This window comes from Grimontia kaedaensis, from assembly GCF_023746615.1.
GTDB classification, from domain to species: Bacteria; Pseudomonadota; Gammaproteobacteria; order Enterobacterales; family Vibrionaceae; genus Enterovibrio; species Enterovibrio kaedaensis.
In genome coordinates this window covers 861,947-883,323 of sequence record NZ_CP082276.1, presented here as the reverse complement: position 1 = coordinate 883,323, position 21,377 = coordinate 861,947, and the positions used below count along the sequence as shown (strand labels likewise).

The window sequence follows — 21,377 nt, the reverse complement described above, 5'->3', positions numbered from 1 at the left end:
TTATTATTTTTCTACTGTTGTTGCACGATCCAGCAATGCTTGTGGCACTTCCAGCCCCAGTTTTTGAGCGGCTTTCATGTTAATCGCCAAATCAGAACCTACTGCGACTTTTGCTGGTAGCGCGGATACTGCTTCGCCATTCAATAGTGCAGCGACGTAGTCAGCGGTTTGAACACCGATTTGGTAGTAGTCGAAGCCCAGCGCTGCGACTGCTCCGTTAGGAATATATGAGGTAGCGCCACCGATGACAGGTTTCTTCGCTTGGTTAGCTGCGCCAACAAGTCCATCAATCGCACTGGCTACAGTGTTGTCAGTTGGTGCGTAAATGGCGTCTGCTTGAGAAGCCACGATTTGCGCAGCAGACTGAACGTCGGCACTTTTCAGTGCAGTACCTTCAACCACTTTAAGGCCTTGGGCATCGGCAGCTTCACGCAGAAGTTCAACCAGCGTGACCGCATTAGCTTCGCCTGGGTTATACACCACACCAATAGACTTCATGTTAGGCAGCAGTTCTTTAGCCAGCGCTACATGTTGAGCTACTGGGGAAAGATCTGAAAGGCCAGTCACGTTAGCATTTGGCTTTTCCATGTCTTTGATGAGTTTTGCGCCTACAGGGTCAGTAACAGCAGTAAACACAACAGGAATAGATTTCGTGGCAGCAACGAGGGCTTGTGCAGAAGGGGTTGCAATGCCAACCAATACATCGGGTTTCTCACCAACGAATTGTCGTGCAATCTGAACTGCGATTGCAGGATTACCCTGAGCGGTTTGGTAAGCAAATTCTAAATTTTTGCCTTCTTCATAGCCTTTAGCTTTAAGACCATCCAGAAGACCCTGGCGGGTTGCGTCAAGTGCTGGGTGCTCAACGATCTGTGAAACGGCTACCTTTGCCGTATCGGCCATTGCTGCGAAGGGGGTAGTTATCATTGTTGCGGCACAGCATGCCGAAAGAAGTAGTTTGGACACTTTCATATCATTCTCCGTGATGAAATGGCGACTGAGCTTTACACTCAATCTTTCCGCCAGTGTTAATCCATTGTTATATCCAAAATCTGACGCTAAATCAGGCACTAAAGTTGCCGGTTAAGACGACTGTTTACATGATTGCAGAGGTCTTATTTGCATATTTGTTGTTAACCCTATGAATAAAAGAGATTTTTTAGTCATAAGTAAACGTTGCTTAAAGTTTGCTCACGCCAATCTAATGCCTACAGTTCTTTGATTAAAATAGCGAAAGATTTCTTGATTAAGTTATAAAGCAGTGAAAGATATGTCACAATCACTTTACAGTGGTTGTCCGTGCTTTTTGTAAAAAAGTTTGATCTGAGTAGATCCTCGCGTTGATTTTTACAATGTAAATCGAAATGCCATGGTGAGGCCGCAGAATTCTGTGACACGGCGCATAGCACTTTTCGGTTTTGAAATGACAGATCACCCTCTCATTTACCAACAGTGAAACGTCAATTTTCTTGCTAAAAATCAGGTTTGTGGGTGATGCCTGAAAAGTAAACAATTTACTCTGCATTATTCTGTAACAAGATCTATCATTGTGGCGCGACAATTAGGCTTCCGGCCCTTCATTAACTGTAGGGTAACAATAAATCTATATATATCAGGGAGTCATGATTTAGGGGCGTTGCGTCTGTGAGTGTATTGAACGAGCTCATGTAGCCCGGCAGTGCCCCTCGCGAAATTCATTTAAATTCGCTTGGAGGCACAAGGATGAAGTGTTTATTAGCGTTTGTGTTGCTGTTTTCCAGCAATGCATTCGCCGCTGCTACAGGTAGTGGTAACCCCCTAGATCTAACTCAATCAGCTGTCGGCTACATTTCTCTCATCATTTTCGCGGCAGCCTACACCCTCGTCATGCTCGAAGAGCAACTTCACTTAAGAAAATCCAAACCAGTCTTGCTGGCAGCGGGCCTAATTTGGTTAATGCTAGGTTTCGTTTATTCAAACGCCGGTGAAATTGAAGTTGCACAGAGTGCCATTGAACATAACTTGTTGGAATATGCCGAGTTAATGTTGTTCCTGCTTGTGGCCATGACGTATATCTCTGCAATGGAAGAGCGACGCTTGTTTGATGGTCTGAAAGCTTGGATCGTCGGTAAAGGCTATGATCTTCGCCAGTTATTTTGGATTACCGGTATCCTCTCTTTCTTTATTTCTCCGATCGCTGACAACCTGACCACTGCGCTATTGATGTGTACCGTGGTCCTGAAAATTGGTGGTGATAACCCAAGGTTTATCAATCTTGCCTGCGTCAACATTGTCGTTGCGGCGAATGCTGGTGGGGCTTTCAGCCCGTTTGGTGATATTACTACGCTGATGGTTTGGCAAGCGGGATTAGTCAGCTTCTCCGAATTCGGCGCGCTGTTCATTCCTTCTGTGGTCAACTACGTATTACCAGCATTCATCATGTCTATGTTTATACCGAAAGATAAACCTGACGTGGTGAATGAGTATGTCGAAATCAAACGCGGTGCGAAGCGTATTGTCGTTTTGTTCCTCTTTACCATAGTGACAGCGGTAGGGTTCCATGGTCTGGTTCATTTCCCGCCAGTTATCGGCATGATGATGGGCTTGGCATACCTGCAATTCTTCGGATTCTACCTTCGCAAAACCTTGCCACGTTCTTTGGCGAGAAAACGCGCTGTTGCGCAGGCTAAGCAAGACGAAGCGGCTCTGAAACGATTGGGTTCAGTTATTCCATTTGACGTTTTCCGCCGGGTTTCACATGCAGAGTGGGACACGTTGCTGTTCTTCTATGGTGTTGTAATGTGCGTAGGTGGTTTGAGTCTGATTGGATACTTGGCGACGATTTCCAATGTCATGTACCTACAGTGGGATCCAGTCTGGGCGAATATTATTGTCGGTATACTATCGGCGATTGTTGATAACATCCCGGTGATGTTTGCTGTACTAACGATGCAGCCGGATATGTCCATGGGTAACTGGTTGTTGGTGACACTGACTGCTGGTGTCGGCGGCAGCCTCTTGTCATTGGGATCAGCAGCTGGCGTTGCTTTGATGGGGCAGGCTCGAGGCAAGTACACTTTCTTTGGCCATTTGAAGTGGAGCCCAGTGATTATGCTGGGTTATGCAGCATCAATAATGTGCCATCTAGTGCTTAATGAGTCGTTATTTTAACGATTTTCAGTATTTCATAATGAAAGCGGCCCTAAGGCCGCTTTTTTGTTGAGCTGAGCTTATGGATTAAGCAAAATAGCGACATTACGAATGGGTAACTTATTGGAAAGGCAATGATCTCGAAGTGGGCGGTACGTTTCTATCAAATGGCAGAGCTAGTGGGCTCTTGGAGTAAAGATCCCTCAACACAGGTTGGTGCTGTCATAACAAAAGGCAATCGTATTGTCTCAGTCGGATTCAATGGGTATCCGCATGGCATTTCTGATAGTGCAGATACTGATGATCGTGAAATGAAACTTCTTAAAACCCTGCATGCGGAAGAAAATGCCATTCTCTTTGCCAAACGCGATCTGGCAGACTGTGAAATCTGGGTAACGCATTTCCCATGTCCGAATTGTGCGGCGAAGATTATCCAAACAGGTATTACGCAGGTTCACTGTCCAGAACAAACGGAAGATTTCCTTTCCCGTTGGGGCGAAAAAATTAAAGTCAGCGCAGATATGTTTGAACAAGCCGGTGTGAAAGTCACTTGGCTGCCACTGGAAGCGCTGAAAAATACCACAGCGAACTAAATCTGGAATGGTAGAGGTCTCGGAGATATAATCCGCGGCCAATGAAAAGAACGGCAGTAAAAGGGCACATGCATGGCCAGCACAGCACACGCACTCCACATTTTGGTCAAGCACCAAAACCAAGCGGAAGACATTGTTAGTCAATTAAAGAAAGGCGCAAAGTTTCAAACGTTGGCAAAGAAATATTCTACCTGCCCGTCTGGTAAGAAGGGTGGAGATTTAGGCGAATTTAGACGCGGCCAAATGGTGCCTCAGTTCGACAAAGTGTGCTTTAACGCTGAAGTGTTGACGCCGCATATTGTGAAAACCCGCTTCGGCTGGCACGTGGTGAAAGTGCTTTACCGGACCTGAAAAGAGCGATTTGCTTATAAAACTTCGGTTTTTAGAACATAAAAAGAGGCCAAGTGATTCACTTGGCCTCTTTTAGTTTTGCAGTTTTGGTTTCTAAGTCATTAACGTTTTGGTGTAAACATCTGGGTGCTGCGATCTTCTTCAGAAACTGGCTGAATCTTCTGACCACTTTCGGTCAAACCACGAACGTAATCGATGAAGGTTTCCGTATAGAGCTTCAACGTATCTTCATACTTCGATTTATCACCAGAAATTTCACCGAAGGTCAGGTAACCGTCTTTACCACCTGCAATGTAGTTGTTGGTAACGACAACAAGCTCGCGGTCGTCAGCTAGCTTAGACCAAGTACCATCGCCTTTTGCCTTCACTTCGAAGTTGTGAACACGCTGACCAGCAGGTTTGTTGAAATCAACATCGTAACGGATACCGGCAGAGTATGGGTAAGCGCCGTCTGAACCTTCAGCACTGTTGTCTACATATTCCAGGTAAGCTTTATCAACAGCTTCGTTGATGACCTTCTTCACCTGGGCACCCGTCATGGTCAAGTTAACCATGGTGTTGTTGAACGGTAGTACTTTGGTCGCGCCAGCTACCGTAAATGCACCTTGCGTGATGTTTGCACGCGCTCCACCACCGTTTTGGATAGCAACGTCAGCGCGCTTTGTTTCTGCAAGGAAGGCTTGAGCAACGAGGTCAGCGACTTGAGAGCCGTGCAGATTGGTTTGCGTATCACAGCCGTCTGCACCTTTATGTTTCTGTTGACCCGGAACACGGTCATAACATAGTAGTTCGGAAGACTGAGCAATTTCCTGATCTTTTAGCACATTCAGCTTTTGGCTGAATACAGACAGTGTTTCTGCTGTTGCTTCATCCGGCTCAACCTGTACAAGGTTAGGTTTGGCTTTAACATCTGCAATCACTTCTGCAAGTTCAGCACCAGCTAGAACCTGCTTCTTGCCATTTTCATCTTTACGTTTGAACTCCTGACCAATCAGAAGGTGCGGCGTACCATTACATGAGGCCACTTTGCCGTTTCCATCAAACGATACTGAAAGTTCACCAAGAATTTGGGTGTATTGCCAAGCTTGAGCAACACAAACAGTATCGCCATCTTTGTTTTTCATCAGCGTTGGATATGGCCCATCGCTTTTTAAGCCTACATCCGCGAAATCACCCAGCAGGGTGTGTGAGTCGCCACCGATGATAACGTCTACATCTGTCAATGCTTCAGCAAGTTGAAGGTCATTTGAGTACTGGTAGTGGGTTAATAAAACGATGTTATTAACGCCTTTAGAAACCAACTCATCAATGTACTTCTGAGCAGTCTCGACTTCGTCTAGGAACTGAGTCGACTCGTCTGGGTTCGAAGAGTTCATCGTTTTGTTGGCAATATCGATACCGACAATACCGATTTTTTGGCCACCGTACTGCTTAACAGTGTAAGGCTTGAAGTAGTCGTTTGCAGAGTTCTGGGCGAGGGCAGAAACACCTTGCTCAGGAATAACGTTTGCAGCCAATACTTCTGTGTTACAGTTACCTTCGTTCAACCAATCAAGGAATTGTGCCAGACCTGCATCACCGTCATCGAATTCGTGGTTTCCTAATGCAAACGCATCAAAACACGCATGATTCATCATGGCGGCGTCAGCCTCGCCTTTGAAGAGTGCGTAGTAAAGCGTTCCTGAGATCGCGTCACCTGCGTGAAGCTTCAATACGTTGTCATTTGCGTTGGTACGCTGATCCAGTGCCGAAACCAATGCTGGATACCCGCCGACTTCTGCATAGGTAGATTTACCTGCCAGTTTCAACTTTTGAGAAGAGGACTCTAAATGAGAGTGGTGATCGTTAATGTGTAGGATAGTGAGATCGAACGGAGCATTGTTCGAATTGTCGACAGCACATCCTGTTGCGACTGCTGCTGTCAAGAAAGCTAATGCTAGTGGGCTTTTCTTCATTTTTCGTCCCTGTAGTTCTGTAGATTTTTAGGCTGGCTTTCGCACAGCCTACAAATATAGGTTCTAAATGAAATAGGATGGCGACTTACACTTAATTAATGATAACTAGGTCGTAAAATGAGGCCACTTTATGACAAGTTTGTGATTCTGTTCTGCTTGTTACAGTTTGTATTAATTTTTCTGGAATTTATATAGGGGAGAATTGAGAGACAGGACGCAGGTTTATGGAAACAATCTTTAAGCGTAATTAGCTCGTGCCTATGTGCGAATCTGAATTTTCATTTCTTACACAATATCCTGACAGTTACAAGAACAAAAAAGAGGTGACAATGTCACCTCTTTTTTGTTCTTGCTCTATTGGGCCTAAATTACTTAGTGAAAATTTCGCGAAATTCGCGTTTCATAGCAGGTTTCAGGCGAGCTTGCTTCAATTGCTTGACCAGATCTTTTACACAGTTATGCAGCAGTTTATCCAACAAAACGGCTTTGTATTCAGAAGTTTGCTCGTCGTCCATGTCATCAAACTTCATGTCTTGAGTTTCTTGCATGAAGTCCAAACCTGCGTAGCTTTGGCTGAGGCTAACCAGTGCGTGGAACTGCTCGAAGTTATCCAAAATGTTCTGTGCACTTGCTGGCATTACATCCCAAGCTTCACGAACTACACTCTCAGACGCTTCATGGATAGAAGCTAACATGGTGAAGAGTTCAGCTGGCACTTGTTCGTATTTAATCACTTGCTGCAGTTCAGCAGACAGATCTTCCAGCTTTACAGTTTCTTGCGCTTGGTTTGCTTGTTCAGACATCTTCGTACTTCCGAAATTACATAATTTCGCGGATCGTATAATGTTGGGGAGTGAAGTCAACAGTTGAAAGCGGATAGGGCACTCAACTGTTGATCATTGCATCAGATTGGCATCTTAGGCTGATGCAGAAGCTGCTTTATCAGTTGTGCCTTTGTCTTCGTTCACCACTTTGAGTGATGGCTCGTCTTTCAGCTTGTTTTCACCCATCAGGCAGCCACCTTTGGAGATGGTGAGTTGTTCACTTTGAATTTGGCCTTTCATTTTGCCTGAGCTCAGGATGTTCACTTCGCGGGCAACACAAGTACCTTCAACATAACCGTTGATGGTGACGTGCTCTGCACGAATGTCGCCTTTAAAATGGCCAGTAGAAGAGATAACGACATTACGGGCATTGACAATGCTGCCTTCACCTTGGCCATCGAACTGAATATCACCTTCCAGATCAAACTTACCAACAACCCGGCATTCTTTAGCGATAAGTGACAAACATGGGCTCGATGTTGCCTTCTTTCCGAACATACCCATTACTTTCTCCTGTACTCCAAGTCGGCAAAATTATTCACCTGAACCAATAATCGGTTGATTTTATCTGAAAACTGATAAATCACGTGACAGGTATTTTTCTTCATTGAGCCAAAATCACACCAATAAGACAGAATTGCAGTTCGACATTCCATAAATTGACCAAAGTTCCGGCAGTTACCACGCTGATTTGGCAAATAGTCATATGTGCAGTTGCCGTTGTAGCGGTTGATTGCTATAACCCGCTGCATAGGATTTAACTGAGGTATTCTCATGGCGATTGAACTCAACCCTTATGAAGCGCGAGTGATTGGATGTTTATTGGAAAAAGAAGTCACTACGCCGGATCTCTATCCACTGACCCTCAACAGCCTGACCACCGCAGCCAACCAAAAAAGTAATCGTGACCCTGTTTATGCGCTAAGCGAAGCAGAAGTGTTGGACGCAGTGGAATCGCTAAAATCCAAACGACTGATTAGTGACCTGGAAGGTTTTGGTAGTCGTGTGACGAAATACCAACACAGATTCTGTAACACCGAATTCGGCTCATTGCAGTTTTCCGAGCAGGAAAAGGGCATTGTTTGCGTCATGCTTCTGCGGGGTCCTCAAACTCCGGGTGAGCTACGTACCCGTACAAACCGTCTTTGCGAGTTCAGCGACATGAGTCAGGTCGAAGCTGCGCTGAGCGGTCTTATTGAAAAAGGCTATGTTGCTCAGCTTCCAAGAGAGCCAGGTAAGCGTGAAAGCCGTTATGCACATCTATTCGGCACTGAAGCGCCAGAAGAAACAGTCACACCTTCATTCTCTGCAGAACCTCAAGAAAGCGGATTGGCTGAGCGTGTCGAAGCCTTAGAAGCTGAAGTGGCTGAATTGAAAGCCTTGGTTAATCAACTTCTGGATAATCAGGACTAACACATCTTTACGTCATGACTTTGACTCCTTCCAACGACGTGCCACTTTGGCACGTCTATCTCATTCGTGCGCGCGATAACTCTTTGTATTGTGGTGTTACCACTGATGTCATGCGTCGATTTGATGAGCACCAGCAAAACGGCACGAAAACTGCAAAGTACTTAAGAGGCAAACAGCCTCTTACACTAGCCTGGTCGTATGAGGTGGGAACGAAACAACAGGCGATGTCGCTTGAGTGGTATATCAAGCGGCTGACAAAAAGAGAAAAAGAACAACTTTGCAAAAACCCGGGCCGTATACAGGTCTTATTGAACGACAAATTTTAGAGTGGGTATAACCTTGGCACTTAAAGCAACGGTGTATAAAGCCTCCATCAATGTGGCTGACATGTCGAGAAGCGTTTATCTCGACCATTCAGTAACGCTGGCGCAGCACCCGTCAGAAACTGAACAGCGCATGATGCTTCGTCTGCTTGCATGGACCATGTACGCCGATGAGCGTCTGCAATTTACAAAAGGACTGTGCGAAGACACAGAGCCAGAGCTGTGGATCAAAAACTACAGCGATGAAATTGAACTTTGGGTAGAGCTTGGCTTGCCAGATGAAAAGCGCTTGAAGAAAGCCTGTACTCAGGCGAAAGAAGTGGTGCTGTTTACCTATGATGACAATGCCGCGAGCGCTTGGAAGGAAAGCATGCTGAACAAACTGTTTCCATTCAAAAATCTTACTGTGATTAACGTGATTGATGAAGTACTGGATGCAGCGGCAGCAGCAAGCAGCCGCACTATGGCGATTCAAGCGACTATCGAAGACGGCCAAATCTGGTTCTCGGTAGGAGACTCAGTCATTGCGATTCAACCAGATGTCTGGAAAACTGCAGCCGCATAACCAGAATGCTTTGCAATTTGCGATAACCATGTCAATTAAGAAGCCGGGTATAAACGCCCGGCTCTTTGTTTCTTAAGCTCCATCATCAACTGCTCCGCAGTCATCGGCGCATAGTAATAATGGCCTTGTGCGAAGTTGCATCCGATGTTTCGCAGCAATTCTTGTTGATCAATCGTTTCCACGCCTTCCGCAACCACTTTTAGCTGCAATAGGTTTGCCATGCTGACGACGGCCTGACATATCACCAAGTCATCTTTCGACTGTGGAAGATCTTTGATGAAACCGCGGTCAATTTTAACTGTATTGACCGGGAAGTGTTTAAGATAAGCAAGCGATGAATAGCCTGTGCCAAAGTCATCGATCGCCAAGCTGATACCGGAGGTAGTTAGTCTGTTCAGTATGTGTTGGTTGCGCTCCAGATTCTCAATGAAGACTTGCTCTGTCAGCTCAATCTGAACGCGTGAAGGCGGAATGTCGTAACGGGTAACGGAGCGAATGACATAGTCTGCCAGATAGCCGTCCTGGAATTCATGGCCAGACACATTAATAGCAATACATTTCGGCGCGCAACGTTCGTCCAACATGTGCGAGTAGTGCTTGAGGGCGGTATCCACCACCCAATGCCCCAGTCGCTGCATTAAACCGGTTTCTTCTGCGGTTTTGATAATGATATCAGTGCTTATAGCGGCACCACTTTTCGCTTCCCATCTAACTAGCGCCTCCACACCAACAATCTGTCGCGTACGCAAATCGACTTGTGGCTGAAAATAAAGCTCCAATTCGTCGTTGTTGATCGCTTTGCGAATGGCGCGTTCGAGTTCTTTCTTGTGATTAAGCTGGTCCTGCATGGTTTGGTTATAGGCCACGACTTTCCTGTTTCCCAGCGCACGGGCTTTATTTGCGGCAGTATCAGCATGGCGAACCATATTTTCTGCACGAAGATCATTGCTATAGCGGTAGGCAATACCAATGGCACAACTGGTAAGAATGTCGTTATCTTCGATGTAGAACTCTTCTTCCAGACACATGCGCAGTTGGTTGGCCTGCATCTCTGCTTCTAACTGAGACATACCCGCGCAAGCGACCATAAATTGGTCATGGCTCGTTCGGGCAAGAATAGCGTGTGGTGGTAGGACGGTCTTAAAACGTTTGGCGGCTTCGAAGACCAATTGGTCTGCAACCACATGGCCGTACATATCATTAATCTCACGCAGCTTATCTAAAGAAAGACACATGAGTACGATGTCCTGCTCCGAACACAGAGCGCGGCCCAGGTAGGTTTGCAATGCAAAGCGATTGGGTAAATGGGTTTGAGGGTCATGGTTTGCCGTAAACTGAAGCTGAGCTTCTACTTCACGACGTTGAATGATCTCTTTCTTCAATTTGTAGACTGTTTCGGATTCTGCGCGACGACCAATAATATTGACTTCAAGGAGATACAGCGAAATAGCAACAAGTATCGTTACCACTAGCCCAGCAAGGAAAATCAGCATGGGTAGAGAGAAGTACACCTGTTCAGACTCGGGCCTTTGCCAAACCGTGAGTTGCCATTGCCCATTGAGTGAAGAGAGCTCCACAGTGTTCAACATGGCACCACTGAAGTCGGGTAACTCCCCAATAAATGGAGATACGCCATCGCTTAGCACCAGTTGTTGTTCAGGGCGGAGAAACTCAACCGAAATGGCCTCAATCATTTGTTTGATGTTATAGCTGGCACCCAAATAGCCAGCAACCCGACCATCGAAGAAAACAGGGTGAAGCATTGCGATAGAAATAGAGCCATTTGGCGCGACTCTTACATCTGAAGTAGAGAGTTTGGAAAGCACCGGTATGCTCGTGAATCTTACGGATGGGGCAATTTGCCATGCGCTTTCCATAGGTTTCGGGACAAAGTATGTCGGCGTGGTAAAGAGGATCTTCTGGTCTTGGTCTTGCCAATAGACGCCTGAGAAAAATGGAAAGGTCCGCTCGATCCCTGTTGTTGCTGTTTGCCAGTTTTTTTCGTTTATCTCACCTTTGTTCTGAAGATTATTGGCTAGCCAAACAAGAAAATAGGCTTCTTTTTGCAAGTTAACTTCAATTGCTCTTTGAACTCGGTTTACTTCCACACTCAACATTTGGTTTTGGAGATCTATCTGTCGGGATAGGGCGCTTTTATAAAGGGTGAAGGTCGAAATCAGGATAACCATGCACACGACGACGATGCCTAGCAGCGATAAAAATCTTGGGGCATTGGCATCGGCGGTGGTGATGTTCTCAGAAAGAGTTGGTGTTGACGGCAAATTTAAACCTTATATATGAGTCATATGTCTCTTAAAAAAGTCTATGACATATGCGTCAGATCGCAACGCCGATTGGAACAAAAATCCCAGAAATTCATAACCTCGCCGTCGTTTCAATTACTTTGAAAAATGAAATTTTTCCTGTCTCAAAGGTGGGAAATATTGTCGACCTTAAAACGCGAGATTTCGCCTAGCCAATGCGAGTCATGTCTTTAGCCTTGTGAAAGTGTCGAAGAATGGAGAAAAAGTACGGTTACTGGGGAATTTCTGTCGAAGACGGTTGATATGGATAATTCCGCCACAACCATGTAAACAGAAGAATTAAACGGTAAGAAACCGCTTTATTTCTGAAAAATAGGGATTAATTCATAGTTTGTCTAACAAAACGATGCATCGTAGGCGGTATTCGAGGGGATGAGATTAATTTTGAATTAGTCTCGTATTTTTACAAAGATCGCATTGCTATTTGTCCTATCCTTAGAAGCAATGATTTGGGATTCAACAGGAGCCGCGGTGGATTGGCTCAGAAAACACATTAAAGCGCTATCAATTATTTTTGTTTCTGTTCTTTTTGCTTACTTTTCCCAGTTTGCCGTTTCTAACTGGCTGGTTAAGAAGAAGATAAAGGAAGACGTTTCAGTGCTCTCACAGCTTTACTCTGAACTCTATCGCCAGAGTTTTGAGCAGATGCGTGTACTCGAAGGAAACCTACTTTATCAGTGTGACATTGATGATGTTGAGTTGATGAGCGAGGTAAAAAACGAAAACCTTTTCATTGAATACGTCGACCTTCATCTACCAAGTGGTCGATCGTGCTCGATTTACAATAGTGATAAGGCTGGTCGCGAAATGGTCACTTTTGCACCAGAAGACGAAATTGTGTTCAACAAAGTCTCTTTGATTCTGAGTGACCACCAGTTTGAAGAGATGCGCCTTCGCAATGAGCAAGGCTTGCTCCGCTTCATATTTCAACAGCCGCGCAATTTCCTTTCCAACTGCGAGCAGTGCCTTTACATGGTGGTGAATGTGAATGGAAAGGAAATATCCCTTTACCAGCGAAATGATTTGCCATACCGCCAGGTTCATAGCGGAGAGCTTGATGGTGACATCAATGTCAGTTTGTACATCAATGAGGATGGGGTTGAGTACCTTGTCGGGGATTTAGTAATTTTGTTTTCAGCTTTAGTGACGTTATTCGGTGTGTTAGTTGCGGTTGGGGTAGAGCTCAATCAGTCAGAGCGTAAAGGTCTCACTGGCTTATTGAATGAAGCTATTGAATCCAACGCGCTCAAGCCATTCTATCAACCTATCGTTATGCCAGACGGAAATGGCTATAAGATTGTGGGTGCGGAAGTGTTAGTTCGCTGGCAAGCGAGTCACGGCGAATATATCCCACCGGACACCTTCATCCCGCTTGCCGAACAAAATGGCTCCATTGACCGGATTACTGATCAGCTGATCGATAACGTTTTAGCGCATATGAACGATATCAGTGTCCCGCAGGGATTCTTCGTCAGCGTGAATGTCTCTCCAAGTTATCTCGAAAAATTTGATACTGCAGACAAAATCTTAACCAAGATGGAGGATGCAGGTTTAGATCCGCACTTGTTGTCCCTGGAAATCACAGAGCGCACAAAATTTGGCGACTTGAACAAAGCGGCCGTTTGTATCGAAGCGTTAACGGATAGAGGTATCTCAATCAAGCTTGACGACTGCGGGACTGGATACGGCGCTTTTTCTTATCTTCATGTCCTGAATATCGACACCATTAAGATTGACCGTATGTTCGTTGATGGGATCGGTTTGGAAGACTTTAAAAACACCATTCTTGATTCAATCCTCGCTTTTGCACGTGAGTCAAAACTTCATGTGGTGGCGGAAGGCATCGAAACCAAAGTGCAAGCAGACTATCTCATCAAGTCGGGCGTTGAGATGTTGCAAGGTTCCTATTTCGGAGATCCAGTACCTTTTGAGGTGTTCCGCAAGCTTGTTGATAGCGATGACCTTATTGGCACTCAAAACATGGCGCTTTAATAACCTCTCCTGATTGCGGTCTGAACGGCCGCAATTTGTCCACTTAGATCACACAATTTGGCAAGGTGTGAACTCAATCAATAAATTTCCTTTGAAGTGATAGAATAATCAATTAGATCAATTTCTTATCTTTTCGTAAATTAGCAAACTAATGACTAGACTTGAAATATTCTGCTTGGAAAGACGTTCATTTTATTGACCTCTGACAGATTAGGTCGAGGGGAGAGAAACTCTTTAGTGTTTAGGCACTCAAAGAGTCACACAGAGTTTTAGGAAGTGTTCTTATGTTTAAATCTTTTTTTCTGGATAAACGCTGGTTTCACTGGTCGATATTAGGCTCCGCACTCATTCTCTACGTGACCTGGTACAAAGTGGAACTGGATGTACAGATAAATGAATGGTTCGGCTCCTTTTACAACTTGATCCAAAAAGCGCTCGCAGAGCCAAATACGGTTGAGTTCAATGAGTTCCTTGCTTCTTGCCTCGATTTTCTGACTATCGCAACCATCTATATTGTGGTTGCCGTAATCCTGGAATTCTTTATCCGCCACTATGTGTTCAGATGGCGAACCGCAATGAACGATTACTATGTCTCTCATTGGAGCAAAATTCGCCATATCGAAGGTGCTTCTCAGCGTATTCAGGAAGACACTATGCGTTTTGCCCGTATTGTTGAGTCTCTGGGCGTCAGCTTTATGCGCTCTATCATGACGCTTTTTGCATTTCTTCCTATTCTCTGGGTGCTAAGTGAAAACATCACAGAACTACCGTGGATTGGCGAAGTCTCACGTTCACTGGTTTATATCGCAATTCTGTCGGCGTTGTTTGGCACTGTGCTTCTGGCTATTGTGGGTATAAAACTGCCTGGGTTAGAGTTTAAGAATCAAAAAGTCGAAGCGGCTTATCGCAAAGAATTGGTGTACGGTGAAGACCATGAAGATCGCGCAGAGCCAGAAACGCTAAAAGAACTCTTCCTTAATGTTCGACGTAACTACTTCAACCTGTATCGCCACTACTTGTATTTTGATATCGCCAAGTGGTCGTATCTGCAGGGTACCGTCATAGTGCCATACATTGCATTGGGACCTACCATTGTCTCAGGTGCTGTCACTTTAGGTGTGCTTCAGCAAATCATCCGTGCATTTGGCAAGGTTGAAGATTCTTTTCAGTTCCTTGTGAATTCTTGGTCAACCATTGTTGAGTTGATGTCCATCTACAAGCGTTTAAAAGGCTTCGAGGAACAAATTGATTTGGCCATTGAGGCAGAGCAGTCCGCTGCGACTGATTAAGCGCCAAAGCCACGTTTTATAAGCGCCTCTTCTGGCTTGGAAGGGGCGTTTTTTTATACACTACGCTAATTTATTACCTTGTACATGAAAAAATATTTGTACAAGAGTGATCCTTTCATATGCTTAAGTTGTACAAATAAAAAAACCTGTACAACAAGGAGCAGCATCATGGCTATTAAACTTGGCGTTAGCGCATGCGTAATTGGCGACAAAGTTCGCTTTGACAGTGGACACAAACGCAGCTATTTCGTGGCGACAGAGCTTGAGCCGTTCGTAGAGTTTGTGCCCGTTTGCCCGGAAGTGGGCATCGGATTACCTGTTCCACGCCCCACCATCCGCCTGCTTGACCGTGGAGAGTCAATTGGCGTGCGATTGGTTGAGACTAAAGATGCTGAAGCAGATCATACCGAAAAAATGGTCGAGTTCAGCAAGAAGAAGGCGGAGCACCTAGCTGGCATGGAACTTTGCGGTTATGTGGTGTGTGCAAAGTCTCCAACCTGCGGCATGGAACGAGTGAAGGTTTACCGTGAAAGCGGATATGTGGCTTCGGAGAAGGTTGGTGTTGGTCTCTACACGCAGCAACTGATGGAGCGCATGCCTTGGCTGCCGATTGAAGAGGATGGTCGACTCAATGATCCCGTGCTCAAAGAGAATTTTGTTTTTCGTGTGTTTGCATTACGTGACTTCTACGATTCGATGGCAAAAGGCATCAGCCGACGTGCGATCGTAGAATTCCACTCTCGTTACAAGCTTGTTTTGATGGCACATTGCCCAGCTGAGTACAAGGAACTCGGAAAGTTTGTTGCTGACATTGCAAATCACGATATCGACGAGTTCTTCGTTGAGTACCGCATCCGTTTCATGCAGGCCATTGCCAAACGTGCTACCCGCAAAAATAACACCAACGTGTTGATGCACCTTCAAGGTTACTTCAAGCGCGCACTCGATAAGCAACAGAAAGCGGAACTCGCGGACTTAATCCATGCTTACCGCAAAGGAACTATGCCGCTCCTGGCACCGTTAACGCTTATCAATCATCACCTTAACCAAAATCCGGATCCTTATCTGCAACAGCAAAGCTACCTTCATCCTTATCCGGATAGTCTGAGATTGCGTTATGGCCTCTAAAGAAAAATTGCTGTCCATAGGCGAAGTGTCAGAACGCACCGGGGTGAATTCCGTTACCCTGCGTGCCTGGCAACGTCGCTATGGCTTAATTACTCCCCAGAGGACACCTAAAGGTCATCGTCTCTACTCGGAAGACGATGTTGTGCACATTCAGGAAATCCTCTCTTGGCTTAATAAAGGTGTACCTGTAAGCCAAGTCAAAGAGTTACTGGGAACAAATTCAGGGCATATTGAGAATGTCCAGAATTTACCGGAATGGGAAAATTTGAAGGCCCTTGTGATGAGTTTTGATCTGAAGGCATTAGAAGCGCGCCTCTATGAACTCACCAAAAATTATCCCATTCATGTACTTGAATCAAAATTGTTTGAGCCGTTAACCGATTGGTTTGATAAACAATCCTCTGAAGCCGGGGCGCTGTGTTCACAGATTTGGCGGGCGGAGCTGAACAACGTGCTTGTTCACTGCTTGCATATGAACAAGAAAGCAAAAGGCAAAGACAAATGCTGGATTGTCAGCGTGAGCAGAGATCAAAGTTATCGCTTTTACCTAAAAGCGCTGATGTTACAGTCTGAAGGTTACGCCGTCACAACTTTGGGTGGCGTAGGGTCAGGCTTATCTATTCTCTGCAACAGTCTGGTGGACAAAGGCGTGAAGCGATTTGTGATTCACTCAGACCAAGCCTTTACACCAAATATGAGACGAGAGATCGCTGAGCTAATGGTATCAGCTCCGATTGAGGTAGAGATATCAGGTGAGTCAACGAAGATTCACCCAGAACTAGCTTTGGCGAGCGTCAGTGCAGCCAACAGAACGCAAAAAAACATGTAAGGGAGCAAGAGGATGAAGCTGGTTTGGTTCAGGAGAGACCTTAGGATTAAAGACAATATCGCTTTGACAGAAGCCTGCCGAAGTGGTGAACCAGTCATGGCCATTTACTACGAAACGCCAGTTCAGTGGCGTTCTCACAGAATGGCACCCATTCAGGCTGATCTCATTCGCCGTCGTCTTGCTGTACTTCAGCAAGAACTGGAAGCGCTGAATATTCCCTTACTGATTCGTTCCGTTGACACGTTTAGAGACGTTAACCAGTCTTTGGCACAGCTTTGCCAGCAATACCAAATTGCTGATATCTATTGCACAAGGGATTACGAATCTGATGAAGTAAACCGTGATAACTCTATCGCCGGAATACTTAGCTTAACGGGGACGCTGCTTCATCGCTTCGATTATAAGTGTATCTTTGGTCCAGGAACTATTACTAATGGTGCTGGAAATACATATCGCGTTTTTACACCTTTCAAGAAAGCCTGGATTGCTCGAGCAACGCAGGAAAACTTATCTCCTCTTAGTGCGCCTGAACCTGTGCAAACCAATTCCATCACTTCATCTCTTTTGCGCCAACCGTTCAGCATTTCTCTGCGATACCCGCAAACAGACTCAGTGGGTTGGCCAATCGATGACAGTGCTATCATTCAGAGACTGCGTGATTTCTGCCGATATCGCGTAGACCAGTATGATTCGACAAGAGATTTCCCGGCGATTCCAGCTACCAGCCAACTGTCTCCCTATCTTGCCATTGGTGCATTATCGCCACGTCAGTGTCTGGCTCGTTTGTTGGTTGAAGAGCCTAACTGCTTCGACAAAAGCTCAGGAGGGGCGAACGTTTGGCTCTCTGAATTGGTGTGGCGAGAGTTCTACCAACATATCGTTGCTGCGTACACAGATATCAGTAAGGGAAAAGCGTTCCTTGAATGGACAGACTCCATTGAATGGAACCGCGACGAGATCTTGTTTGAACGATGGAAACAGGGGCGAACTGGCTATCCAATCGTAGATGCCGCCATGCGTCAATTGAATGATACAGGTTGGATGCACAACCGCCTTCGCATGATTGTTGCCAGCTTTTTGGTGAAAGACCTTCACATCAATTGGCGGTGGGGGGAGCAATATTTTATGTGCAAGCTGATCGATGGTGATTTTGCCGCGAATAATGGTGGGTGGCAATGGTCTGCATCTGTAGGCACCGATGCCCAACCTTATTTTCGGGTGTTTAATCCCACTGCGCAGAGTAAGAAATTTGATCCTAACGTGCGTTTTATCCGTAGATGGTTGAAAGAACTAGAGTCTGTCCCGGACAAGTCACTCCACGAACCCCATGTTTGGGCAGAGAAAAACGGAATAGAGCTCTCCTACCCCAAACCGGTTGTAGACCATAAACAGGCGCGGGAAAAAGCCATCCAAATGTTCGAGGTGGCAAAAAGCTATCAGAACACGCACAGGGCAGAATCATGATGCAAACAGCAGCCACATCACAAAACGACGCATTGGATCGTTTTATTACCGTCTACACGTCGCTACGAAAGGACAACCTAAACACGCTGGATGACATCTACAGCCAAGATGTCGTGTTTGAAGACCCCGCTCACCGCATCGAGGGATATGACAACCTTTCTCGGTACTTCGAAGCCATGTACACGAACGTGACTGACTGCCGCTTTAACATCCACGAACACGCTGTGAATGGAGACGTTGCCTTTATCAGTTGGACGATGAACTTGTCTCATCCAAAGTTGGACGGTGGTGCAGAAAGGGCAGTTAAGGGTTGTACGCGGCTCGTGTTAAAAGAAGGACGCGTTGTTCTTCATCGCGATTATTTTGACCTTGGCGAAATGCTGTACGAAGCACTTCCTGTATTGGGCTCAGCGGTTCGAATGATCAAAAAGAGGTTGGGTCAATGAAACGCGTACTTATCACAGGCGCAACTTCCGGCATCGGTCTGCAACTTGCTAAGGACTATTCTGCTGAAGGCTGGCACGTCACTGCATGTGGTCGCAATGTGCTGACTTTACAATCTTGGGCAGAAACCCGTGACAACGTCACCGTATTAAGCTTCGACGCCACAGACGCTGAGGCGACGAGAGCGGCGCTAACGCAAGAAGACATGGCCTACGACTTAATCATTCTGAACGCTGGCACCTGTGAGTATATTGATCATGGCGAGATTGATGTGTCTTTGTTCAAACGCGTTTTCGATATAAACCTGTTTGGTGTTTTGAACTGTATTGAAGCGCTCCAAGGCAGGTTTCAGCGTGGAACACACTTAGCTCTAATGGGCTCTACTGCTGCTTATCTGGGTCTGCCAAGGGCAGAAGCTTATGGCGCTTCAAAGGCAGCAATCTCGTACCTGGCACGTTCTCTTTCAGTAGATTTAGAAAGCAAAGCCGTGACCGTGTCACTTATTTCTCCGGGTTTTGTTAAAACGCCACTCACTGACAAAAACGATTTCGCTATGCCTATGCTGGTAACCCCAGAAGAAGCGTCTGAAGCAATTCGACACGGCTTAGATAGGAAGAAAGTGGAAGTACACTTCCCCAAAAAGTTCACCTACTTTCTCAAATTTCTATCCTCAATGCCTATGGCAATGCAACTTGCGCTGGTAAGAAAAATAACAAGGAAAGCATGATGAAAATTGCAATTATCGGCTCAGGTATTTCAGGCCTGACATGTGCTCACTATCTGCATAAAGAGCACGACATCACGTTGTTTGAATACAACGACTATATCGGTGGTCACACAGCCACGGTGGATGTTGAAGTCGCCAGCGGTCAGTATGCTATTGATACCGGATTCATCGTTTTCAACGACCGCACCTACCCGAACTTTCAGCGTTTGATGGCAGACATCGGTATTGGCGCGCAAGAAACTGAGATGAGTTTCAGTGTCCACAATGATGAGAACGGCTTGGAATACAACGGGAACAATGTTGCTTCTTTGTTCGCGCAGAAGCGAAATCTGCTCAATCCAAAATTCTACAAATTCATTTCTGAGATTTTAAGATTTAACAAAGAAGCACGCGAAGCTTATGCTGTTTCAACTCATGGTGACCCTCTTATTGAGCAGACCTTGGGTGATTTCCTCACGCGTCGCAAGTTCAGCGACTATTTTTGCCAGAACTACATTCTGCCAATGGGCGCAGCGATTTGGTCTTCGACGCTATCAGATATGCGTGCATTCCCTTTGAAGTTTTTTCTGCGCTTTTTTGCCAATCACGGCTTGCTTGAAGTGGCAAACCGTCCGCAGTGGTATGTCATCCCGGGCGGCTCTCGCCAATATGTTCGAAAGATGGTGCCGGCGTTTGAAGACTGCATTCGTCTCAAAGCCCGCGTTAAACAGGTTCTTCGTTACCACGACCACGTCGTTGTGGAGTCTGAGAAGGGCGAAGAGTACTTTGACAAGGTGATTTTTGCCTGTCACAGCGACCAAGCGCTGGCGTTATTGGCTGACCCTTCTAGACACGAAACTGAGGTGCTGGGAGATATCGACTATCAAGATAACGATGTCGTGTTGCATACGGATGAGAAATTGCTGCCAGAGCGCAAAGCTGCTTGGGCGAGCTGGAACTATCATCTGGGCAAAAACGATGGACGAGAATCTCGTCCAGCAGCGCTGACTTACAACATGAATATTCTCCAGGGCATCAAGTCACCCGAAACGTTCTGCGTAACACTCAATCAAACAGACAGCATCGACGCGTCAAAAGTACTGAGAAAATTCGTCTATGCACACCCAGTGTTCGACCAAAAATGTATCGCTGCACAGAAGAAGCGTGATCTGGTATCAGGCATCAATAACACCTGGTTCTGCGGTGCATACTGGTATAACGGTTTCCACGAAGATGGTGTCCGTAGCGCACTCGACGTTGTCGCAAGCATAAACCGTAACGTTGAGCCGATGCCACTTCGGAGCGCGTCATGAACGGCGACTCGCTCAGTGGCCTATTTGTCGGCAGTGTCCGTCACCGTCGCTTTACGCCCATAGAGCATGTGTTTTCTTATCCCATGTTTATGCCGCTAATTGATTTGGATGAAGTCGATGAGTTAGCCAGATCTGTCAGAGGTTTCACCACAAATAAATGGGGAATGGCTTCGTTCCACAGACCCGACTACATGGAAGGTCGTGAAGATACTAAGCAAGCGGTACAGGACAAGATCTTTGCGCTGACGGGGAAACGTTACACCGGTAAGGTTCTGGCTCTTTGCCACTTGCGTTACTTCGGTTTGTATTTCAGTCCCGTTAACTTCTATTACCTCTACGACGATGAAGGCAATTGGGCTTACATGCTTGCAGAGGTCAGCAATACGCCTTGGAATCAACGGCATTATTATGCCGTTCCAGCCGGTAAACATTGGGAAAACAACAAAGCATTCCATGTTTCTCCCTTTAATCCAATTGATCAAAAGTACGTTTGGAAGCTGCGTCCTGTCGACAAGACGGCTTTTGTCCATCTCGAAACACATCGGGAAGGCAGAGAATTCGACGCAACACTTGCTATGAAGAAGAAACCGTTTACTTCCTCTGAGCTCATCAAACTTATCGTAAAAACGCCCGTGATGACGGTAAAGGTCGTGTTATCGATCTACTGGCAAGCGCTAAAACTCTGGATAAAAGGCGCGCCATTTTACGGTCATCCAGAACAGGCAAAGGAGTAAT

Annotated in this window: 20 protein-coding genes; 15 read left to right on the top strand and 5 right to left on the bottom strand. The window is 45.9% G+C overall.

What is annotated here, in order from left to right; genetic code table 11:
• Positions 1-3: 3 nt before the first annotated feature.
• Entirely contained in the window at positions 4-972 is a 969-nt protein-coding gene (locus tag K6Q96_RS20830) for an ABC transporter substrate binding protein (RefSeq protein WP_251879762.1), read from the bottom strand.
• 750 nt (positions 973-1,722) lie between these two features.
• Between K6Q96_RS20830 and nhaD the strand changes: the two genes are divergently transcribed.
• The 3 genes from nhaD (at position 1,723) to K6Q96_RS20815 (ending at position 4,073) form a co-directional block, all read left to right on the top strand.
• Positions 1,723-3,150 (top strand): sodium:proton antiporter NhaD, encoded by a 1,428-nt coding sequence (gene nhaD, locus K6Q96_RS20825; RefSeq protein WP_251879761.1) that lies wholly within the window; start codon positions 1,723-1,725, stop codon positions 3,148-3,150.
• Between the two features lie 113 nt (positions 3,151-3,263).
• Positions 3,264-3,722: a dCMP deaminase family protein gene (locus K6Q96_RS20820; protein ID WP_251879759.1), complete on the top strand. Its 459-nt coding sequence runs from the start codon at positions 3,264-3,266 to the stop codon at positions 3,720-3,722.
• A 72-nt stretch (positions 3,723-3,794) separates the two neighbouring features.
• Complete coding sequence (locus K6Q96_RS20815) at positions 3,795-4,073, top strand: peptidylprolyl isomerase (RefSeq protein WP_251882348.1); 279 nt, start codon at positions 3,795-3,797, stop codon at positions 4,071-4,073.
• Between the two features lie 101 nt (positions 4,074-4,174).
• Here K6Q96_RS20815 and K6Q96_RS20810 read toward each other — a convergent pair whose 3' ends face one another.
• The 3 genes from K6Q96_RS20810 to K6Q96_RS20800 form a co-directional block, all read right to left on the bottom strand.
• Positions 4,175-6,028, bottom strand: a complete 1,854-nt coding sequence (locus K6Q96_RS20810) for a 5'-nucleotidase C-terminal domain-containing protein (RefSeq protein WP_251882347.1) — start codon at positions 6,026-6,028, stop codon at positions 4,175-4,177.
• Positions 6,029-6,396: 368 nt separating this feature from the next.
• Positions 6,397-6,831 carry a DUF3069 domain-containing protein gene (locus K6Q96_RS20805; protein WP_251882346.1) on the bottom strand — a complete coding sequence of 145 codons (435 nt, stop codon included), beginning with the start codon at positions 6,829-6,831 and terminating at the stop codon, positions 6,397-6,399.
• 114 nt (positions 6,832-6,945) lie between these two features.
• Entirely contained in the window at positions 6,946-7,356 is a 411-nt protein-coding gene (locus tag K6Q96_RS20800; RefSeq protein WP_251882345.1) for a bactofilin family protein, read from the bottom strand.
• Between the two features lie 270 nt (positions 7,357-7,626).
• Here K6Q96_RS20800 and K6Q96_RS20795 point away from each other — a divergent pair, with 270 nt between their 5' ends.
• Genes K6Q96_RS20795 through K6Q96_RS20785 form a run of 3 tightly spaced genes read left to right on the top strand, consistent with a single transcriptional unit; the run spans position 7,627 to position 9,153 of the window.
• Complete coding sequence (locus K6Q96_RS20795; RefSeq protein WP_251882344.1) at positions 7,627-8,265, top strand: YceH family protein; 639 nt, start codon at positions 7,627-7,629, stop codon at positions 8,263-8,265.
• 14 nt (positions 8,266-8,279) lie between these two features.
• On the top strand, positions 8,280-8,591 hold the full coding sequence (locus tag K6Q96_RS20790; RefSeq protein ID WP_251882343.1) for a GIY-YIG nuclease family protein: 312 nt from the start codon (positions 8,280-8,282) through the stop codon (positions 8,589-8,591).
• 13 nt (positions 8,592-8,604) lie between these two features.
• Positions 8,605-9,153 (top strand): YaeQ family protein, encoded by a 549-nt coding sequence (locus tag K6Q96_RS20785; RefSeq protein ID WP_251882342.1) that lies wholly within the window; start codon positions 8,605-8,607, stop codon positions 9,151-9,153.
• A 35-nt stretch (positions 9,154-9,188) separates the two neighbouring features.
• Here the strand turns inward: K6Q96_RS20785 and K6Q96_RS20780 are convergent, their stop codons facing one another.
• A complete protein-coding gene (locus tag K6Q96_RS20780) occupies positions 9,189-11,342 on the bottom strand; it encodes a putative bifunctional diguanylate cyclase/phosphodiesterase (protein ID WP_353621796.1) in 2,154 nt (717 codons plus the stop codon).
• A 606-nt stretch (positions 11,343-11,948) separates the two neighbouring features.
• Here K6Q96_RS20780 and K6Q96_RS20775 point away from each other — a divergent pair.
• From K6Q96_RS20775 to K6Q96_RS20735, 9 genes are all read left to right on the top strand, one after another.
• A complete protein-coding gene (locus K6Q96_RS20775) occupies positions 11,949-13,469 on the top strand; it encodes an EAL domain-containing protein (RefSeq protein WP_251882340.1) in 1,521 nt (506 codons plus the stop codon).
• Positions 13,470-13,753: 284 nt separating this feature from the next.
• Positions 13,754-14,758, top strand: coding sequence for a peptide antibiotic transporter SbmA (gene sbmA / locus K6Q96_RS20770; RefSeq protein ID WP_251882339.1), 1,005 nt, complete (start codon positions 13,754-13,756; stop codon positions 14,756-14,758).
• A gap of 168 nt (positions 14,759-14,926) precedes the next feature.
• Positions 14,927-15,886: a YbgA family protein gene (locus K6Q96_RS20765; protein WP_251882338.1), complete on the top strand. Its 960-nt coding sequence runs from the start codon at positions 14,927-14,929 to the stop codon at positions 15,884-15,886.
• On the top strand, positions 15,876-16,715 hold the full coding sequence (locus K6Q96_RS20760; RefSeq protein ID WP_251882337.1) for a MerR family transcriptional regulator: 840 nt from the start codon (positions 15,876-15,878) through the stop codon (positions 16,713-16,715). The genes K6Q96_RS20765 and K6Q96_RS20760 overlap by 11 nt, the downstream gene beginning before the upstream one ends.
• 12 nt (positions 16,716-16,727) lie before the next feature.
• Positions 16,728-18,179, top strand: coding sequence for a deoxyribodipyrimidine photo-lyase (gene phrB / locus K6Q96_RS20755; RefSeq protein ID WP_251882336.1), 1,452 nt, complete (start codon positions 16,728-16,730; stop codon positions 18,177-18,179).
• A complete protein-coding gene (locus K6Q96_RS20750) occupies positions 18,176-18,625 on the top strand; it encodes a nuclear transport factor 2 family protein (protein ID WP_251882335.1) in 450 nt (149 codons plus the stop codon). Before phrB ends, K6Q96_RS20750 begins: the two co-directional genes overlap by 4 nt.
• Positions 18,622-19,350, top strand: a complete 729-nt coding sequence (locus K6Q96_RS20745; RefSeq protein ID WP_251882334.1) for an SDR family NAD(P)-dependent oxidoreductase — start codon at positions 18,622-18,624, stop codon at positions 19,348-19,350. Before K6Q96_RS20750 ends, K6Q96_RS20745 begins: the two co-directional genes overlap by 4 nt.
• Complete coding sequence (locus K6Q96_RS20740; RefSeq protein WP_251882365.1) at positions 19,350-20,642, top strand: NAD(P)/FAD-dependent oxidoreductase; 1,293 nt, start codon at positions 19,350-19,352, stop codon at positions 20,640-20,642. Before K6Q96_RS20745 ends, K6Q96_RS20740 begins: the two co-directional genes overlap by 1 nt.
• Positions 20,639-21,376, top strand: a complete 738-nt coding sequence (locus K6Q96_RS20735; protein ID WP_251882333.1) for a DUF1365 domain-containing protein — start codon at positions 20,639-20,641, stop codon at positions 21,374-21,376. The genes K6Q96_RS20740 and K6Q96_RS20735 overlap by 4 nt, the downstream gene beginning before the upstream one ends.
• Position 21,377: the final 1 nt, after the last annotated feature.

Excerpts from the sequence above, each read along its gene's own strand:
- K6Q96_RS20830 (WP_251879762.1), bottom strand. The coding sequence starts at position 972 with ATGAAAGTGTCCAAACTACTTCTTTCGGCATGCTGTGCCGCAACAATG.
- nhaD (WP_251879761.1), top strand. The coding sequence starts at position 1,723 with ATGAAGTGTTTATTAGCGTTTGTGTTGCTGTTTTCCAGCAATGCATTC.
- K6Q96_RS20820 (WP_251879759.1), top strand. The coding sequence starts at position 3,264 with ATGATCTCGAAGTGGGCGGTACGTTTCTATCAAATGGCAGAGCTAGTG.
- K6Q96_RS20815 (WP_251882348.1), top strand. The coding sequence starts at position 3,795 with ATGGCCAGCACAGCACACGCACTCCACATTTTGGTCAAGCACCAAAAC.
- K6Q96_RS20810 (WP_251882347.1), bottom strand. The coding sequence starts at position 6,028 with ATGAAGAAAAGCCCACTAGCATTAGCTTTCTTGACAGCAGCAGTCGCA.
- K6Q96_RS20805 (WP_251882346.1), bottom strand. The coding sequence starts at position 6,831 with ATGTCTGAACAAGCAAACCAAGCGCAAGAAACTGTAAAGCTGGAAGAT.
- K6Q96_RS20800 (WP_251882345.1), bottom strand. The coding sequence starts at position 7,356 with ATGGGTATGTTCGGAAAGAAGGCAACATCGAGCCCATGTTTGTCACTT.
- K6Q96_RS20795 (WP_251882344.1), top strand. The coding sequence starts at position 7,627 with ATGGCGATTGAACTCAACCCTTATGAAGCGCGAGTGATTGGATGTTTA.
- K6Q96_RS20790 (WP_251882343.1), top strand. The coding sequence starts at position 8,280 with ATGACTTTGACTCCTTCCAACGACGTGCCACTTTGGCACGTCTATCTC.
- K6Q96_RS20780 (WP_353621796.1), bottom strand. The coding sequence starts at position 11,342 with ATGGTTATCCTGATTTCGACCTTCACCCTTTATAAAAGCGCCCTATCC.
- sbmA (WP_251882339.1), top strand. The coding sequence starts at position 13,754 with ATGTTTAAATCTTTTTTTCTGGATAAACGCTGGTTTCACTGGTCGATA.
- K6Q96_RS20765 (WP_251882338.1), top strand. The coding sequence starts at position 14,927 with ATGGCTATTAAACTTGGCGTTAGCGCATGCGTAATTGGCGACAAAGTT.
- K6Q96_RS20760 (WP_251882337.1), top strand. The coding sequence starts at position 15,876 with ATGGCCTCTAAAGAAAAATTGCTGTCCATAGGCGAAGTGTCAGAACGC.
- phrB (WP_251882336.1), top strand. The coding sequence starts at position 16,728 with ATGAAGCTGGTTTGGTTCAGGAGAGACCTTAGGATTAAAGACAATATC.
- K6Q96_RS20750 (WP_251882335.1), top strand. The coding sequence starts at position 18,176 with ATGATGCAAACAGCAGCCACATCACAAAACGACGCATTGGATCGTTTT.
- K6Q96_RS20745 (WP_251882334.1), top strand. The coding sequence starts at position 18,622 with ATGAAACGCGTACTTATCACAGGCGCAACTTCCGGCATCGGTCTGCAA.
- K6Q96_RS20740 (WP_251882365.1), top strand. The coding sequence starts at position 19,350 with ATGAAAATTGCAATTATCGGCTCAGGTATTTCAGGCCTGACATGTGCT.
- K6Q96_RS20735 (WP_251882333.1), top strand. The coding sequence starts at position 20,639 with ATGAACGGCGACTCGCTCAGTGGCCTATTTGTCGGCAGTGTCCGTCAC.